Origin of the sequence: Campylobacter sp. BCW_4338 (assembly GCF_001763255.1) — a bacterium.
GTDB classification, from domain to species: domain Bacteria; phylum Campylobacterota; class Campylobacteria; order Campylobacterales; family Campylobacteraceae; genus Campylobacter_D; species Campylobacter_D jejuni.
The window spans coordinates 27,368-42,712 of record NZ_MJYJ01000063.1; the positions used below are offsets into that span (position 1 = coordinate 27,368).

General features: G+C 28.0%; 16 protein-coding genes and 3 pseudogenes. 9 read left to right on the plus strand and 10 right to left on the minus strand.

Annotated features, from left to right (window positions below; translation table 11 throughout):
• Nucleotides 1-7 precede the first annotated feature (7 nt).
• Together tupC and tupB are read right to left on the minus strand one after the other, a co-directional pair.
• On the minus strand, nucleotides 8-1,003 hold the full coding sequence (gene tupC / locus AJN69_RS08215) for a tungstate ABC transporter ATP-binding protein TupC (protein WP_070288059.1): 996 nt from the start codon (nucleotides 1,001-1,003) through the stop codon (nucleotides 8-10).
• Nucleotide 1,004: 1 nt separating this feature from the next.
• Nucleotides 1,005-1,691, minus strand: a complete 687-nt coding sequence (gene tupB, locus AJN69_RS08220; RefSeq protein WP_002871132.1) for a tungstate ABC transporter permease TupB — start codon at nucleotides 1,689-1,691, stop codon at nucleotides 1,005-1,007.
• Nucleotides 1,692-1,769: 78 nt separating this feature from the next.
• Here tupB and tupA point away from each other — a divergent pair, with 78 nt between their 5' ends.
• The 4 genes and pseudogenes from tupA to AJN69_RS09875 form a co-directional block, all read left to right on the plus strand.
• Nucleotides 1,770-2,579 (plus strand): tungstate ABC transporter substrate-binding protein TupA, encoded by an 810-nt coding sequence (tupA, locus tag AJN69_RS08225; protein WP_002862184.1) that lies wholly within the window; start codon nucleotides 1,770-1,772, stop codon nucleotides 2,577-2,579.
• Between the two features lie 139 nt (nucleotides 2,580-2,718).
• Nucleotides 2,719-3,281: pseudogene (locus tag AJN69_RS08230) on the plus strand (5-oxoprolinase subunit PxpA).
• Nucleotides 3,282-3,290: 9 nt separating this feature from the next.
• Nucleotides 3,291-4,010: pseudogene (locus AJN69_RS10140) on the plus strand (5-oxoprolinase subunit B family protein); the annotation flags it as partial.
• Nucleotides 3,996-4,818 (plus strand): annotated as a pseudogene (locus AJN69_RS09875) (biotin-dependent carboxyltransferase family protein); the annotation flags it as partial. The pseudogenes AJN69_RS10140 and AJN69_RS09875, both read left to right, overlap by 15 nt.
• On the opposite strand, the gene AJN69_RS08245 reads toward AJN69_RS09875, so the two are convergent.
• Nucleotides 4,804-5,700, minus strand: coding sequence for a DMT family transporter (locus tag AJN69_RS08245; RefSeq protein ID WP_070288060.1), 897 nt, complete (start codon nucleotides 5,698-5,700; stop codon nucleotides 4,804-4,806). The pseudogene AJN69_RS09875 and the gene AJN69_RS08245 overlap by 15 nt on opposite strands.
• Nucleotides 5,701-5,732: 32 nt before the next feature.
• Nucleotides 5,733-6,311, minus strand: a complete 579-nt coding sequence (locus tag AJN69_RS08250) for an NAD(P)H-dependent oxidoreductase (protein WP_070210376.1) — start codon at nucleotides 6,309-6,311, stop codon at nucleotides 5,733-5,735.
• Between the two features lie 99 nt (nucleotides 6,312-6,410).
• On the opposite strand from AJN69_RS08250, the gene rrpA reads away from it, so the two are divergent.
• Both rrpA and AJN69_RS08260 read left to right on the plus strand, forming a co-directional pair.
• Nucleotides 6,411-6,758 (plus strand): MarR family transcription factor RrpA, encoded by a 348-nt coding sequence (rrpA, locus tag AJN69_RS08255; RefSeq protein WP_070288062.1) that lies wholly within the window; start codon nucleotides 6,411-6,413, stop codon nucleotides 6,756-6,758.
• Nucleotides 6,746-7,195, plus strand: a complete 450-nt coding sequence (locus tag AJN69_RS08260; RefSeq protein WP_044794443.1) for a lipocalin family protein — start codon at nucleotides 6,746-6,748, stop codon at nucleotides 7,193-7,195. The genes rrpA and AJN69_RS08260 overlap by 13 nt, the downstream gene beginning before the upstream one ends.
• Before the next feature lies 1 nt (nucleotide 7,196).
• Here AJN69_RS08260 and AJN69_RS08265 read toward each other — a convergent pair whose 3' ends face one another.
• Complete coding sequence (locus AJN69_RS08265; RefSeq protein WP_044780392.1) at nucleotides 7,197-8,273, minus strand: NAD(P)-dependent alcohol dehydrogenase; 1,077 nt, start codon at nucleotides 8,271-8,273, stop codon at nucleotides 7,197-7,199.
• 451 nt (nucleotides 8,274-8,724) lie between these two features.
• Here AJN69_RS08265 and AJN69_RS10435 point away from each other — a divergent pair, with 451 nt between their 5' ends.
• Nucleotides 8,725-9,192, plus strand: coding sequence for an aminoglycoside 6-adenylyltransferase (locus AJN69_RS10435; RefSeq protein WP_250537481.1), 468 nt, complete (start codon nucleotides 8,725-8,727; stop codon nucleotides 9,190-9,192).
• Complete coding sequence (locus AJN69_RS10440) at nucleotides 9,170-9,541, plus strand: aminoglycoside 6-adenylyltransferase (RefSeq protein ID WP_250538367.1); 372 nt, start codon at nucleotides 9,170-9,172, stop codon at nucleotides 9,539-9,541. The genes AJN69_RS10435 and AJN69_RS10440 overlap by 23 nt, the downstream gene beginning before the upstream one ends.
• Before the next feature lie 216 nt (nucleotides 9,542-9,757).
• On the opposite strand, the gene AJN69_RS08275 is transcribed toward AJN69_RS10440, so the two are convergent.
• The 5 genes from AJN69_RS08275 to AJN69_RS08295 form a co-directional block, all read right to left on the minus strand.
• A complete protein-coding gene (locus AJN69_RS08275) occupies nucleotides 9,758-10,978 on the minus strand; it encodes a hypothetical protein (protein ID WP_252322219.1) in 1,221 nt (406 codons plus the stop codon).
• A gap of 110 nt (nucleotides 10,979-11,088) precedes the next feature.
• Nucleotides 11,089-11,844 carry a carboxymuconolactone decarboxylase family protein gene (locus AJN69_RS08280; RefSeq protein ID WP_070288063.1) on the minus strand — a complete coding sequence of 252 codons (756 nt, stop codon included), beginning with the start codon at nucleotides 11,842-11,844 and terminating at the stop codon, nucleotides 11,089-11,091.
• A 106-nt stretch (nucleotides 11,845-11,950) separates the two neighbouring features.
• A complete protein-coding gene (locus tag AJN69_RS08285) occupies nucleotides 11,951-12,370 on the minus strand; it encodes a cupin domain-containing protein (RefSeq protein WP_070247970.1) in 420 nt (139 codons plus the stop codon).
• Nucleotides 12,371-12,428: 58 nt separating this feature from the next.
• Nucleotides 12,429-13,406, minus strand: coding sequence for an aldo/keto reductase (locus AJN69_RS08290; RefSeq protein WP_070210379.1), 978 nt, complete (start codon nucleotides 13,404-13,406; stop codon nucleotides 12,429-12,431).
• Nucleotides 13,407-13,532: 126 nt separating this feature from the next.
• Nucleotides 13,533-13,958, minus strand: a complete 426-nt coding sequence (locus AJN69_RS08295; protein ID WP_070210380.1) for a MerR family transcriptional regulator — start codon at nucleotides 13,956-13,958, stop codon at nucleotides 13,533-13,535.
• 223 nt (nucleotides 13,959-14,181) lie between these two features.
• Between AJN69_RS08295 and AJN69_RS08300 the strand changes: the two genes are divergently transcribed.
• A partial coding sequence (locus AJN69_RS08300) for a cache domain-containing protein (RefSeq protein WP_261663889.1) occupies nucleotides 14,182-15,345 on the plus strand: 1,164 nt, incomplete at its 3' end.

The window sequence follows — 15,345 nt, forward strand, 5'->3', positions numbered from 1 at the left end:
ATGTATGTTAATTTAAGAAACATATTGCATCTTCATAAAAATAAAGACTGAGTTCTTCGTATAATTTTAAATCGAATTTTAAAAATTCTTGTTTTTCTAAGGCAAATTCTAAAATTTTATCCATACAACTTACCCTTATAAAAACATCACTTTTCCTACTTCTAAGTGCTATAATATAACATTTTTCTAAAATAAACTCATAATTATTTTTTGGGATATTTTTAGAATTAAAAAAAGAAATTTTATAAGGATCAATCGCAATTTTACTTGGAGGTTTTTTAAAATCTTTATATTTTTTACAATTACTAAAATCTATAAAATTACAAAATTTTACACCTTGATTTTCTAGCTCAAAAACATTAGTATTTTCAAATTCTAAAATTTCTCCACTGTGTAAATAAAGTTTTTTTTGAGCCAAAGAATCTAAAAAATGTTTATCATGACTTGCGATTAAAAAACCTGTATTGAAATTTTCGCGCATTTTAAGAATAGCTTTTTTAAATAAAAGCGTAGTATTTTTATCCAAAAAAGCACTCGGTTCATCAAGTAAATAATACTTCGCTCTTACGCTTAAAGCTATAGCAAAAGCTATTTTTTGACTTTGTCCTGATGAAAGTTCATTAGGATATTTACTTAAAAGACTTTCATCTAAATTTAAAAACATCAAACTTTCTTTTATACGTTCTTCGATATCTTCTTTAATCCCATAAGTTTTTAAAGTAAATAAAAAATTTGCCCTTACGCTACGATTTAACAAAATAGGCTCTGGAAAAAGCAAATAAATTTCACGCTTTTGTTTATTATTAAGTTTAAAATTTCCAAAATAAGAAATATTTTTTGAAAAATCTCCTTCTAAAAATTTTAATATTCTTAAAAATGTAGATTTTCCACTTCCATTCGTTCCCATTAAGATGCTAATTTTACTTGTATCAAGTTTTAAATTTTTAATTTTTAAAACTTCTTTGTTTTGATAGTTGAAAAAAAGATTAGAAATTTCTATCATTTTATGTTCTTTTAAGTTTGTGTGTAATGAAATTTAAACAAAAGGCAATGAGAATTAAAACCAAAGCCAAAGCTATACCACTAGCAAATTCGCCTTTGTTGGTTTCAAGAGAAATAGCCGTGGTTATGGTTCTAGTGTCGTATTTAATATTTCCACCCACTATCATCGCTACTCCTACTTCTGCTACAATGCGTCCATAAGCTAGTGCAACGACGCTAATCAAAGCAAAGCGTAATTCATAAATCATCATTAAAACAAGTTTTAAAGGACTTAGGTGAAAAGATTTTATAAGTAAAAAATGTTTTTTATTCATATTTTCTATCAAATTTGAAAAAAGTGCGATCACTATAGGAAGTGCTAAAATAAACTGCCCTAAAATTAAAGCCTTTATAGTAAAAAGTAGTCCAAATTCTCCCAAAGGTCCTCGACTTGAAATCAGTGCATAAAGTATAAGTCCTACCGCAACTGTTGGAAAAGAAAGGCTAGTATCTATGATAAGTTTTATAAAGCGTTTAAATTTAAAATCAAAAAAGCCTAAAATAAATCCCAAAGGAAAACCTATGAGCAAAGCTAAAACTATAGAAATACTTGAGCTTAAAAGTGTAGTTTTTATAGCTGAAATTACACTTTCATCAGCATTAAAAAGTAAAAATAAAGCTTGTTTAAAACCATCAAAAATATAATCCAAAAATATCCTTTTTAAAATAAGTAATTTTAGCATAATTATGCTAAAATATTTTTTTATGTAAATTTATAAGGAGAAAAAATGAAAAAAATCATTTCTTTAGCCCTTGCTTTAGCTTTAAGTGCAAGTGCAGCAGAACTTAAAATGGCAACCACAACAAGCACTGACAATACAGGACTTTTAGATGCTCTAAAGCCTCTTTATGAACAAGAAAGCGGCAATACCTTAAAATGGGTTGCAGTAGGAACAGGTGCGGCTTTAAAAATGGGTGAAGATTGCAATGCTGATGTACTTTTTGTACACTCTCCAAAAGCAGAAAAAGAATTTATAAAAAAAGGTTTTGGCGTGGATAGAACCCCTGTGATGTATAATGATTTTATCATCATTGCGGATAAATCAATAGCTTCTAAATTTAAAGGCAAAAATTTAAAAGAAAGTTTAGAACTTATCAAAAATGAAAAACTCACTTTCATCTCAAGAGGCGATAAATCGGGTACTGATAATAAAGAAAAAAGTCTTTGGAAAGATCTTGGTGGTGTGCCTGAAAAAGAAAACTGGTATCAACAAAGTGGACAAGGTATGCTAGCAAGCATTAAAATCGCTGAAGAAAAAAAAGGTGTGATTTTAACTGATCGTGGCACTTATATCAAATATGAAGCCAGTGAAAAAGGAAATCCAAGTTTAGTCATTGTAAATGAAGGTAATGATAGCCTTAAAAATTTTTATTCTGTTATAGCAACAAATCCTAAACATTGCAAAAATGTTAATTATACTGAAGCTAAAAAATTTATCAATTGGCTTACAAGTGACGATACTTTAAGTTTTATTAGCGGATTTAAACTGCTCTATAAACCTTTATTCGTAGTTGATGCAAAAACAAGGAAAGATTAAAATTAAGCAGGTTTTAGCCTGCTTAAAATATTATTTTTACTTATTGTAACTTTTTTATTTATTTTTCAAAACTTTCAGCTTATTTAAAATTCTTCTTTAGATACAATAAAATCAATAATTAAATATACAAGGTCAAATAATGTTCAAAGTAGATTTAAATAGTGATTTAGAGGAAAGTTTTGACACCTATAAAATGGGAATGGATGAAAAAAATTTTAAAATTTGTAAGCTCAGCAAATGTCGCCTGTGGCTTTCATGCGGGTGATCCTTGTGTAATGGATAAGACCTTAAATTTAGCCAAGCAAAATGGTGTTTGCATAGGAGCACACCCATCTTATCCTGATCTTTTGGGTTTTGGAAGACGCAATATGCAAATAAGCTTTGAAGAAGTCAAAAACCATGCCTTGTATCAACTAGGAGCTTTGGCTTTACTAAGACAAAAGGTATGAAAATACAGCATTTTAAAGCTTATGGCACACTTTATAATATAGCAGCTATTGATAAAAATTTAGCGATAAACGCGTTGTAAAAATGATAAAAGAAGGCAAAGTTACAAGCATAAATGGCAAAGAAATTGATTTAAAAGCGGATAGTATTTGCGTTCATAGGGATAATGTAAAAGCTTTAGAATTTGTTAAAAAAATCAAAGAAAATTTAGAAAAAGAACAAATTCAAATTTGTGCTTTGGAAAATTTTATATAGGTTTTAACAATGTTTAGTGTGCATTTTAGTGGAAGCAAGGCTTTGCTTTTGCTTTTTATTAAACAAGAAATTTCACCTCAAATCAATGCTTATGTTTTAAGCACGAAACAAAGGATACAAAAAGCCCTAAAAGAAGGTGAAATTTTATGGTATTGATGAGTTGATAAGTACTTATGCAAGCTTGCTTATATACTTTAATCCTTGTATACTTTCTTTAAATTCTTTGCTTGATTTTTTGAAAAAAATTAAAAAGGATATTAAACTTACGGAGCAAAACTCAAGTCTTTGTATAGAAGTTCCACTTTGTTATGATGAAGAATTTGGACTGGATTTAGAATTTCAATCAAATTTAAAAAGAAGAACTTATATCTCTTCACACTAAGCCTTACTATCTTGTTTTTATGCTAGGTTTGGCAGGTTTTCCTTATCTTGGAGGTTTGGACAAAAAACTTTTTACCCCACGCCTTTCAAGCCCTAGAGCAAAAATAGAAGCTGGAAGTGTAGGTATAGCCAATAAACAAACAGGAGTTTATCTTATTTCAAGTCCAGGGGATTGGTAAATCATTGCTAGAACATCTTTGGAATTTTTTGATAAAGAAGATGAAAAAATTCCACTCTTTTAAAAGCGGGTATGTTTTTAAAATTTAAAGCCATTTCAAAAGATGAATTTTTTGAGTTCCAAGAGCAAGTTGCTAAAAAATCTATCAAAAGGAAATTTATGAGTATAAAATCATTGAAGCATTTATAAATTCGAGTTTGCAAGACTTTGGTAGAAAAAAATTTGCTAAATTTGGCATAGCAAGAAGTGGGGCTATGGATGAAGATGCCTTAAGAATGACAAATATCTTACTTGGAAACAAACAAGATGAAGCAGGAATTGAGCTTTATTTAAAGGGTGGAAAATATAAATTTTTAGATGAGAATTATTTTGTTTTAAGTGGGGCTGAATTTGAGGCAAAGCTTAATAATCAAAAAATAAAAACTTGCAAGGTATATAAAGCAAATAAAGGCGATATTTTAGAACTTGGTTTAGCAAAAATAGGTTTTCGTGGGTATTTATGCGTAGCAGGTAGCTTTGAAGTAAAAAGTTTTTTAAACTCTAAATCCAGCGATGCTAAAATGAGAATTGGAATTTTTAAAGGAAGAGCTTTGCAAAAAGATGATATTTTAAATACTCATAATACTTTTATACCTTTTAATTTAGAAGCTAGAGAATGTGAAAATCCTATTTTTAAAAGCTCAAAAGATCCTATTATACGCGTTATTTTAGGAACAAATAAAGATGTTTTTACTCAAAAAGGCATAGATGCTTTTTTAAATACTAGTTATAAAGTGTGATAGAATGGTGATTTATATAGAATCTAGCAAAAGTATAGAGCATAAAAACTCAACAGATATTATTTCAGATCCTGCAGTTTTTGGAAGCATACAGGTACCAAAAAGTGGTATTCCTATCATTTTAATGGCAGTAGGACAAAGCACAGGAGACTATACAAAAATAGCCACGGTTATAGAAAATGATCTAAGCTTTTTTGCCATAAATATTGATAAAATATATAGCACCTATAGCCAAGGCACAACCTAACAAGGTAAGTGCATTTGGCACCTCATCTAGTATAAAATAACTACAAATTAAAGCACTAGCAGGAGTGATTAAAACAAAAGAATTTGCCTTAACACTCCCTAAAATGTGAATCCCATAATAATAAATACTAGTACCTATAATAGTTGATAAAAAAGCCACAACAAACATACTGATCCAAAATTTAAATTCAAAATGAAAAATTTCATAACTTTTTACATCAAACAATACCCAAGAAAACATTAAAACAGAAATGAGATTAATATAAAAGTTAATCGCCAAAGGGTGAGCTCCTTTGGCTTTATGATTAAACACTGCTATCAAAGCCCAAATAAAAGAACAAGTTAAAAATAAAATATTAAATTTACCAAATAAATCTTCTAAACTCCCTAAATTTAACAAACAAAATCCAGATAATAAACCTAAAAATAAGCCTAGAATTTCACTCTTTGTGATCTTGTGAGTTGATTTTTTATCTTTTTGAAATAATATTGCTATCATAAATATCAAATAAGAAAAAATAGGAATCATAGTTGTAACCAAAACACCGCCTTTTCCAGCTAAACCATGCTTAATGGCAATAAAAAATACAAAAGTATAAAGCCCATTTAAAATTCCTGCTATCAGCACCCATTTTAAAATAGATTTTTCAAGCCTTAAAGGAATTCTTAAAAAGCCTAATACCATCAAAGAACCTAGCAAAACAAAGAAAAAACGCCAAAAAGTAATCACAGAAGTATCAGCATAAGCTGATAAAATCTTAGAAGTAGGCCAAGATGAGCTCCATAAAAATATAGCTAAAACAAGCAAGATATACAAATACTTTGTTCGAGTCAATGTTACACCTTGAAATTTTTAAGTCAAATTTTTTAAAAAATTTTTTTCAAGTGTAGTTCATACTCGTTTAGATATTTTTCCACTTGAGGATTTTTTACCACATCATTACACATAAAAGTTGGTAAAGCTTTCATACCTATAAATTCATGAGCCTTATGCAAATGCCAATACACCATATCTACACCCTTTCCTTCAAAAAATTCATTTTTATCATTAAAGGCTTCAAGAGGTGCATTCCAAGTGAGAGAAAACATGTATTTTTTGCCATGATCTAAACCACCTTTTCCGTAGTTTTTACTAGGATTTTCATGAGTTCTTCCATCATTTTTAAAAAGCACTCCAGCACCCAAACCAAACACTTCATCGATATATTTTTTAACTATCCAAGGCTCGCCCATCCACCAAGTTGGCATTTGATAGATCACAACATCAGCTTTTATAAATTTTTGTATCTCTTCTTTAGGATCATATCCTTGATCTATGTGAGTTTGATCTACTTCATATCCTAGTATTTTTAAAATTTCTAAAGCATGATTATGCAATGTTAAATTAAGCTGTCCTTTTGAATTTCCAAATTCTTTAGCGCCATTAAGCAAGAGTATATTTTTCATTTTTATCCTTTTTTAAATTTTATGATACAATTATAACTTAACATGATGTCATTTTCAATACAGAAAATAAAGTAAGATACTATACTAAAGGAATGTTAAATGACTAAAGAGAATTCTCAGTGCAATTTCGAAGAATGTGGATTTAACTATACTCTAGCATTAATTAATGGAAAATATAAAATGAGTATTTTATACTGCTTATTTCGCTATGAAATCGTGCGTTATAATGAACTCAAACGCTTTTTAAGCTCCATATCTTTTAAAACTTTAACCAATACCTTAAGAGAACTAGAAAATGATGGTTTAATTATCAGAAAAGAATACGCTCAAATTCCACCCAAGGTAGAATATAGCTTATCCAAACGCGGACAAAGTTTAATTCCCATTTTACAAGCTATGTGCAAATGGGGCGAGAAAGACAAAAGGGAAAAAAAATGCTTGAATTAATTGGCGAACTTTCTTTACAAAATTATATGGGAGAATGGCTTGAAATGGCTAGAAAACCCGCCTTTTTTCAAAAATCTTGCCTAAATTCAAAGGCAAAATACGAGCTTAAATATAAAAATGGCGTTCCTTATGTAGAAATTGAGAATTTTTGCAGTAAAGAAAATGAAATTTCAAGTATAAAAGGCAAGGCAAAAATCGTTTCAAATAGGCAATTAGCAGTGAGATTTAACATCTTTATGAACCTTTTTAATAAGGTAAATTATGAAATCATTTTTATTGATAGCGAGTATAAAGTTGCCATTGTGGGTAGCCCTGATAAAAAATACCTTTGGATTTTAGCAAGAAATATAATAGATGAAAAAAGCACAAAAGAGCTTTTAGACATCGCTAAGCAAAGAGGATTTGACATTAGCGATGTGATTTTTAATAAGTATTAAATTATTCTTTTGTCATATCAATAACATAGCGAAATTTAGCCTTTCCTGAGGTTAGATTTTCATAAGCTTTATCGATTTCTTGTGGGGTAATAAGCTCGGTTTCTGGATAAATTCCATGTTTTAAAGAAAAATCAAGCATTTCTTGAGTTTCAGCAATACCGCCAATTAACGAACCATAAACCTTCTTACCTGCCTTATGCACAAGCTCGTTTATGCCTATATTTACCTTATCTTCCACAGGAGGTAAGCCAACTATAGCCATTTCGCCACCAAATTTAAGCAAATCTAAATAAATTGCAGGATTATAAGGCGTTGGAATGGTTGAGATGATTAAATCAAAGCGTTCTTTTACGGCGTTTTTATCAGTGCTTGTGTAAAATGAGCTTACACCCATAGCCAAAGCATCGGCTTTTTTGTTTTCATTTCTAGCAAAAACGCTAACCTTTGCACCCATTTTAACAGCGTATTTTACAGCCATCATACCAAGTCCGCCAAATCCTGCTATAGCAACGCTTGAACCTTCTTTTATCTTAGAAAATCTTAAAGGCGAGTAAGTGGTAATGCCCGCACAAAGCAAAGGTGCAACCTTATCCATCGGTGCATTTTTTGGCACACAAATGGCAAATTTTTCACTTACAACTATGTTGTTTGAGTAGCCCCCATAAGTGTTTTCATTGCCGTGAAATACATCACAACTATTGTAAGTAAAGATGGTTTTGCCATTTTCGCAAAACTGCTCTTGTGAGCGTTTGCAAGCATCGCATTCACCGCATGAATTTACCATACAACCAACCCCTGCGTAATCTCCTACTTTAAATTTACTCACATTTTTACCCACAGCAATCACTTCTCCTGCTATCTCATGCCCAGGCACACAAGGATAAGTAGCCTCTCCCCACTCGCTTCTTGCAGTGTGAATATCGCTATGACAAATACCTGCATATAGGATTTTAATCAAAATATCATTATCGCCAATAGCATGGCGGCTAAATTCAAAAGGTGTGAATTTCGCATCCTTGCTAAGCATTGCATAGCCTTTACTTGCGATGCGATTGTTTTCTAAAATTTTGTATTGCATTTTTGCTCCTTTTTTGATTTTTTATAATTATAAAACATTAGAGTAGCTATAAGTCAAGAGTGAAAATAATTTTTTAAAAATTAGAAAAATACTTGATGTGTTAAAATTTTTTGATTGTTTAACGTATTTTTTTATAATGTTAAAAATCTTTAGAAATTTTAAAATATAAAAGAATTTATACCGCCAAAGCTACTTCTAAATATAAAGAAATTGTGTGATAAAGGGGCGATTTTAAATGAATGGAATATATAAAATAAAACAAATTTTTATAGCGAAGATTTCTTAGAGATTTTATTTTCTTATCCTTAAACAAGGATAGAATTTTTAATAAAATATAAAAATATCTTAAAAATTTATGAAAATTTAATATTTTTAAAGTATATCAAAATGGATAAAAATCATTATTATATAAATATAAAACTTTTAAGATTTTTTAAAAAGGAATTTTTAGATGCAAAGCAAAAAAAGAATTTTAGAAAAAATTAAAAATATTGCTTTTATTTATAAACGAATTCGTCTTATAACACTTGAAGGTTCAAGAGTAAATAAGAAAGCTAAAAAGGATAAATATCAAGATTATGATATTTCATTTTTTCTAAAATCTAAAAATTTGAGAAAATTATTAAACCTAAACAAAAGCAAAGATATCAAAAAAGCAAAATTCCCTAAATTTATTAAAAATTTTGGAAAAATTTTATTTTATCAAGCGCCTGAAAGCTTTGAATTCTATAAAGCTGATTTGCCTAAAAATTGGGTGAGTTTTTTGGTAATTTTTAAAAATGGAGTGAGAATAGACTTTAAATTTATCCCTTTAAAATCATTGAAACATTATTATAAATTTGAACCTTTAAGCAAAGCGCTTATAGATAAAGATCAAAGATTTAAGAAAACTCAAAATGAGAATGTTTTTTTGCATTAAGAAACCAACAGAAAAAGATTTTGATGAAATATGCAATGAGTTTTATTTTACTTTTACAAAATTAGAAAAAGCTCTTTTAAGAAAACAATTTATAATGTCAAATTATTTGTTAAATTCTATGCGTGAAACACTTTTTGATATGCTTAGTTTTAAAGTCGGACTTAAATTTGGTTTTGAAATTTGGCTAGGTAAACAAAATACTGATATTCTAAATTTTTTAAAGCAAAAAGAAATAAAAATTATCTTAAATTCTTTTAATACTACTTCACTTGAACAAATTGAAAAAACAAGAAAAAAGCTTGAAAAATTTATTTCACAAAAACACCAAATTTGTAGCAAAAAAGAATGACTTTAAGCTTTTTTCTTATCGAAAAAATGTAAAAAAATATTGCAAAATTTTAAGAAAATTGTAAAGTTATTTTATTCTTCTTTAATAAAAACTACTTTTATTTCGCATTTTTATAGTCTTTAAGTTTTTTTAAACTGATATATTTAAAAATAAGTGCAATTTATACTAAAGTAAAATATTTTAACTTATACTTTGCACTTTAACTTTCCTTTTTTATCAAAAATCTTTATCTAAAACATATTTTTTATCTATTAGAAATGACTTTTTTAGTTTCTTATTTTCTTCTTTTTTGCTTTGTATATAATATACATCTTTTGCATCTGAAAGAATATATAAATCTTTTACTTTTAAACCTTCTTCATTTTCAATAAAGCTGATGTTATTATCTAATAATTTATTTTTTACAATTTTATTTTTACTTAGTGTCATTTCTTCTACCTTAAAATTGCCTATTTTCAAATAAGAAGTAATATTTTCATTTAAAAACATAATAGATAAAAATAAGATAATAGTGTTAATCAAAACAAAAAATTTAAAACTTTTAAAGTCTTTAAAACACAATTGAAGACTAAAAAATATAAAAATAATTAAATGACCAATACCCAGATAAATACGATTAACTTCTTGAGATTTGATGATGATAAAAATACTAACAATGATCATAGATACATACATAATAAATATTAATATGGTTTGTAGCATAAAAGTTTCTATTTTATTTAATGAAATTCTATATTCTCTCCCAAAAAAATATAATGCACCATTTGCAACTATAAATACAATAACAATAGATATTAATAATAATATATTAGGTTTCTGTAATGTGATAAAAGTGATAATGGATGAAGCAACATAAATTATAAAAGGGACTCTTATTGGTATTTTAAAATATTGTTTATATAGTTCTCTTGAAAAAGAAAATATTCCCATGTAGAAAAAACTAAAAATTCCTCCAAATAAAACTCCTGTAATCGCCAAAGCAGTTGCCTTTTGGCTATCCAAAAAAGGAATGGTTTTTGTTTGCAAAGAATGTAGAATGAGTATAAAAATAATTATGGAAAATCCAGCCAAAATTGCAACTTGAAATAAATCTTTTGAAGTTTGCAAAATTGATTTTGAAAGTTTAATAAAATCTTTTTTATCTTTTCTTATTTCATAACGTTCCTCATATTTTTTAAATTCAACTTTAGAATTAAACTCAAGCTCTTTTAACTCTGGTTTGGAAATATTTATCATATATAAATCAAAATAAAAATAAATTTCATCTTCTAAATCATCAAATTCTTGGGGATTATTTTTAAATTTTTCATATTCTAAATTTTCAAAAAATAAAATTTCTTTTTTTATCAATTTTTCTAATTTTATATTTATTTCTTTTATATTTTTACAATTTGTAATTTCATAATTGCTTCTTTCCTTTTCAAGTTTTTTTATCAATTCTTGACATTCTTGTAATCTTTTTTCTTTTATATTTAATAAAGTTTTAAATTCCATTTTTTAATCCTTTCATTCAATAAAAATGCAACATAAATTTTTAACATAAAAAATTATAAAGTCAAGCTATCTAACACAGCAATTGCATTTAAAGCCTTTGGATAACCGATATATGGAATAAGAGCTGCAATGATATTTAGCAAATCTTTTCTACTTTGCCCCATGTTAAGATTGCCTTGTATGTGAGCTTTTACTTGATTGTCTAGCCCACCAAGTGAGATAAGATATACAAGGGTTAAAAGCTCTCTAGTTTTTAGATCAAGTCCCATGCGTGTATAGTAGTCTCCAAAACAATTCGCACTCAAAAAATCATTTATAAAAGCTTTATCTTCTGGTGTAGTTTCTATCATTTTAGTGATATTGGCTTCACTAAAAATAGCATTTTGTATTTCCCTACCTTTTATTTTGCGATTTTCTTGCGTAGTAGTACCTTGTGGAGTTAAAACTAAGGCGATATTTAGTTTTTTAAACACTTTATTGCAAAGGCTTAAAAAATCACATACTCTAGCAAAACCCACATAAGGCGTAGCTTGATAAATCACTTCTTTGATGACAATAGGACTTATATCGTTCTTGATTGCACCTTGAAGTAAAGCTTTAAACTCTATTTTTCCACCTACTGCTAAAGTAGAAGCAAGAGTGATTAAAAAATATTTTTGTGTATCCAAATTTGCTTTTATAAAGCTCTCATCAAAAGTAAAATTTATATGATTGATAAAATACTCTTTATCACTTGCAAAAAGTTGATCCTTTTTTGCTCCTCCTAAGAGTTTTTCAAAAATTTCTCTTGCTTTTTGTCTTAATTGCATGGTTTTATCCTTTGTGGTTTTTAAAATTTGTGAAAAAAGAGCATTTAAAATACTCCAAAAACATAAAAGTTTTTATAAAATTTTTGTGTTTTATTTACAAATTTCTTTACTCTCTTGCTTCTTTTAAGGCATTTTCATATTCTTCATCGCTTACAAGCTCAAGCCATTCTACATTTTTACCTTCTTTTTCGCCTGTAAGTGCTATGTGTGCTCCACTACTTGTATTAGTTGCACCATGAAAATGCTTTACTCCTATAGGACAGCTTATCACATCGCCTTTTTTAGCTATAAAGGCTTTTTGCCCTGGAACTTTTGTGATGATTTCGCCCTCTGTTACGATTAAGGTTTGTCCTTGAGGATGAGTATGCCATGCACTTCTAGCACTGGCTTCAAATTCAACCAAAGCCCCACTAAAATTTCTCCACTCATTTGATTTAAACATCATAGAAACTTTTACATTTTTGCTAAAAAATTTACTATCGCCTTTAAAACTTCCATGAATTCCTTTACTTTCAAGTTCTTGCATTTACACTCCTTTAACAAAACTACATAAAACCATTACAATAAGAAATAAACCAAACTTTTTATTTCCCAACTCTAAGAGCTGCTTCACCGGCATACCGATCCCCTTTGATTATTATTTTTTCTAAAATACTCTTTAAATGATTTAATTCTTCTTGAGTAAAATGAGTATTAACAGCATTAATATTTTCTTCTAACCTTCGTAAATTTGTTGTTCCAAAAATAGGCACAATAAATGTTTTTTGCACCAAAACCCAAGCAAGAGCAATTTGTGCTAAAGTAGCATTTTTAGCTTTTGCTATATCTTCTAATGCATAAACTAAATCCAAATTAGCTTTTAAATTCTCGCTTTTAAAACGTGGAACTTGTGATCTAAAGTCATTATTTTCAAAAGTAGAATTTGCATCAAATTTACCTGCTAAAAATCCTTTTCCCAAAGGAGAAAAAGGAACAAAACCTATATTTAATTCTTCCAAAACTTTTAAAAGTTCTTTTTCTGGTTCTCTCCACCATAAAGAATACTCACTTTGAACCGCACTAAGCGGAAATACTGTATGAGCTTTTTTAATGCTTTGCACTCCTGCTTCACTCATACCCCAAGCTTTAATTTTTCCTTCCTTATAAAACTGACCCATTAAATTAGCAACTTCTTCAACTGGAACATTTGTATCAACTCTGTGTTGATAATAAAGATCTATACAATCTGTTTGCAAACGCTTCAAACTACCTTCTAAACTTTCTCTGATTTTATTAAGCGTGCTATCAACAATTTGCTTAGCACCCTCAATTCTAACACCAAATTTTGTTGCTAATACCACTTCATTTCTAAAAGATTTTATTGCTTTACCTACTAATTCTTCATTAATAAAAGGACCATAAACTTCGGCTGTATCAAAAAAATCAATACCAAGATCCTTTGCCCTATGAATGAGTGTTATCATCTCTTTTTCATCTTTAGTTTCTCCATAACCAAAGCTCATTCCCATACAACCAAGTCCTAAGACACTTACTTCCAAATTTCTTAATTTTCTTCTTTGCATTTTTATCCTTTTTTTATTTTTTATTAAAAACTAATAGTTCTTAATTATTAAAACATTTTTCTATCATGTTAATCAAAAGTATAAAACCTAACATCTGGTGTAAGTCAAGAATAAAATTAAATATTTTTAAATTTTTACTCGTTTTTTCCGTTTAATATAATCTTTACTTAAAGGATTTAGCTCATCTTTATTTTCCATAACCATTTTTTCATAATAATCTATTTTAAAATCAAGTTTTTTTATAATACTCTCCAATTTTTTCATATCTTTTAGTGTTTTTTCTTTTAATTTTAAAATAATCTCTAATCTCTCTTTTGCAGTACTCTTTCCTTTAGCACATAAAAAAATATATCTTTTAAGATCCTCGATACTCATGCCAATTTGTCTATAACAATCCACCCAAATCACCCATTCTAAATCTTTTTCACTAAAATAACGCACTCCATTTTTATCTTTTTCCACAAAGGGAAATAAACCTTTATCTAGCCAAAACCTAAGTGTTCTACTAGAAACTCCTGTTTTTCTTTCTACCTCTATGATCGTATAAGCCATTCTAATCCTTTATAAGTATAAATTTCATACAATTCAATTTTTAACTAAATATTTTATTATTTTATATTAATGCTACTTTTTAGAAAAATACATATAATTTTCAATTAATATAATTAAATTTTTAAATTTTCAAGATAAAAGTCAAGAAATATTTTATATTTTTTGATAAAATAATACTAGATTTAATTTTAAATTTAAAAATAAATACAAATAAAGGAAAAAAATGAATAGTATAAAATTTAAGCTTTCTCTCATTGCAAATTTAATTGCAATTTTTGCCTTAATTATTCTAGGTATTGTAAGTTTTTATTTTACAAAAACCTCACTACATGAAAGTACTCTTAAAAATCAAACTGACCTGCTTAAAGTTACGCAATCTACTGTTGAAAATTTTAGGTCAACAAATATATCTTTTACCGAGAATTTAGAAAAAGATATAATAAATTTACCTTATCAATCTTTAAATACCGAAGAAAATATTATTAACAATGTTGGTCCAATATTGAAATATTATCGCCATAGTACAGACGCATTAAATACTTATTTAGGTTTAGCAAATGGAAAAGTTTTACTCAGCGAACAAGCTAATGATAACAAAAAAATAATGCCTAATTTATATGATAATTTGGATATAAAAGCAAAAGAATGGTATCAAGGAGCGTTAAAAACGAATAATGTTTTTATTACACCAACATATTTAGATACTGCAACAAAACAATATGTGATAACATATTCTAAAGCTATTTATAAAGATGGTAAATTTATTGGGGTGTTAGGTATAGATATGCCATCTGAAGATTTACAAAATTTAGTTGCAAAAACTCCTGGAAATACTTTTTTATTTGATGAAGAAAATAAAATATTTGCTGCAACCAATAAAGAATTATTAAATCCGTCTATTGATCATTCTCCAGTTTTAAATGCATATAAGGCTAATGGAAATTATAATTTTTTTACCTATGGATTAAAAGGACAAGAAAGACTTGGAACTTGTACTAAAGTCTTTGCTTATACAGCTTGTATTACCGAAAGCGCTGATATTATAAATAAACCTATTCATAAAGCTGCATTTATTCAAGCTATTGTTGTCATTATTGTAGTAGTATTTAGCGTCATCCTCCTTTATTTCATCGTATCAAAATACCTCTCCCCACTTGCAGCTATCCAAACAGGTTTAACTTCATTCTTTGACTTCATCAATCATAAAACAAAAAATGTTTCCACTATAGAAGTAAAAAGCAATGATGAATTTGGACAAATCTCAAGTGCCATCAACGAAAACATCCTTGCTACTAAAAAAGGTTTAGAACAAGACAATCAAGCTGTTAAAGAATCAGTTCAAACCGTATCAGTTGTAGAAGGTGGTAATTTAACAGCAAGAATTACT

Excerpts from the sequence above, each read along its gene's own strand:
- tupC (WP_070288059.1), bottom strand. The coding sequence starts at position 1,003 with ATGATAGAAATTTCTAATCTTTTTTTCAACTATCAAAACAAAGAAGTT.
- tupA (WP_002862184.1), top strand. The coding sequence starts at position 1,770 with ATGAAAAAAATCATTTCTTTAGCCCTTGCTTTAGCTTTAAGTGCAAGT.
- AJN69_RS08250 (WP_070210376.1), bottom strand. The coding sequence starts at position 6,311 with ATGAAAAATATACTCTTGCTTAATGGCGCTAAAGAATTTGGAAATTCA.
- rrpA (WP_070288062.1), top strand. The coding sequence starts at position 6,411 with ATGACTAAAGAGAATTCTCAGTGCAATTTCGAAGAATGTGGATTTAAC.
- AJN69_RS08260 (WP_044794443.1), top strand. The coding sequence starts at position 6,746 with ATGCTTGAATTAATTGGCGAACTTTCTTTACAAAATTATATGGGAGAA.
- AJN69_RS08265 (WP_044780392.1), bottom strand. The coding sequence starts at position 8,273 with ATGCAATACAAAATTTTAGAAAACAATCGCATCGCAAGTAAAGGCTAT.
- AJN69_RS10435 (WP_250537481.1), top strand. The coding sequence starts at position 8,725 with ATGCAAAGCAAAAAAAGAATTTTAGAAAAAATTAAAAATATTGCTTTT.
- AJN69_RS10440 (WP_250538367.1), top strand. The coding sequence starts at position 9,170 with ATGAGAATGTTTTTTTGCATTAAGAAACCAACAGAAAAAGATTTTGAT.
- AJN69_RS08280 (WP_070288063.1), bottom strand. The coding sequence starts at position 11,844 with ATGCAATTAAGACAAAAAGCAAGAGAAATTTTTGAAAAACTCTTAGGA.
- AJN69_RS08285 (WP_070247970.1), bottom strand. The coding sequence starts at position 12,370 with ATGCAAGAACTTGAAAGTAAAGGAATTCATGGAAGTTTTAAAGGCGAT.
- AJN69_RS08290 (WP_070210379.1), bottom strand. The coding sequence starts at position 13,406 with ATGCAAAGAAGAAAATTAAGAAATTTGGAAGTAAGTGTCTTAGGACTT.
- AJN69_RS08295 (WP_070210380.1), bottom strand. The coding sequence starts at position 13,958 with ATGGCTTATACGATCATAGAGGTAGAAAGAAAAACAGGAGTTTCTAGT.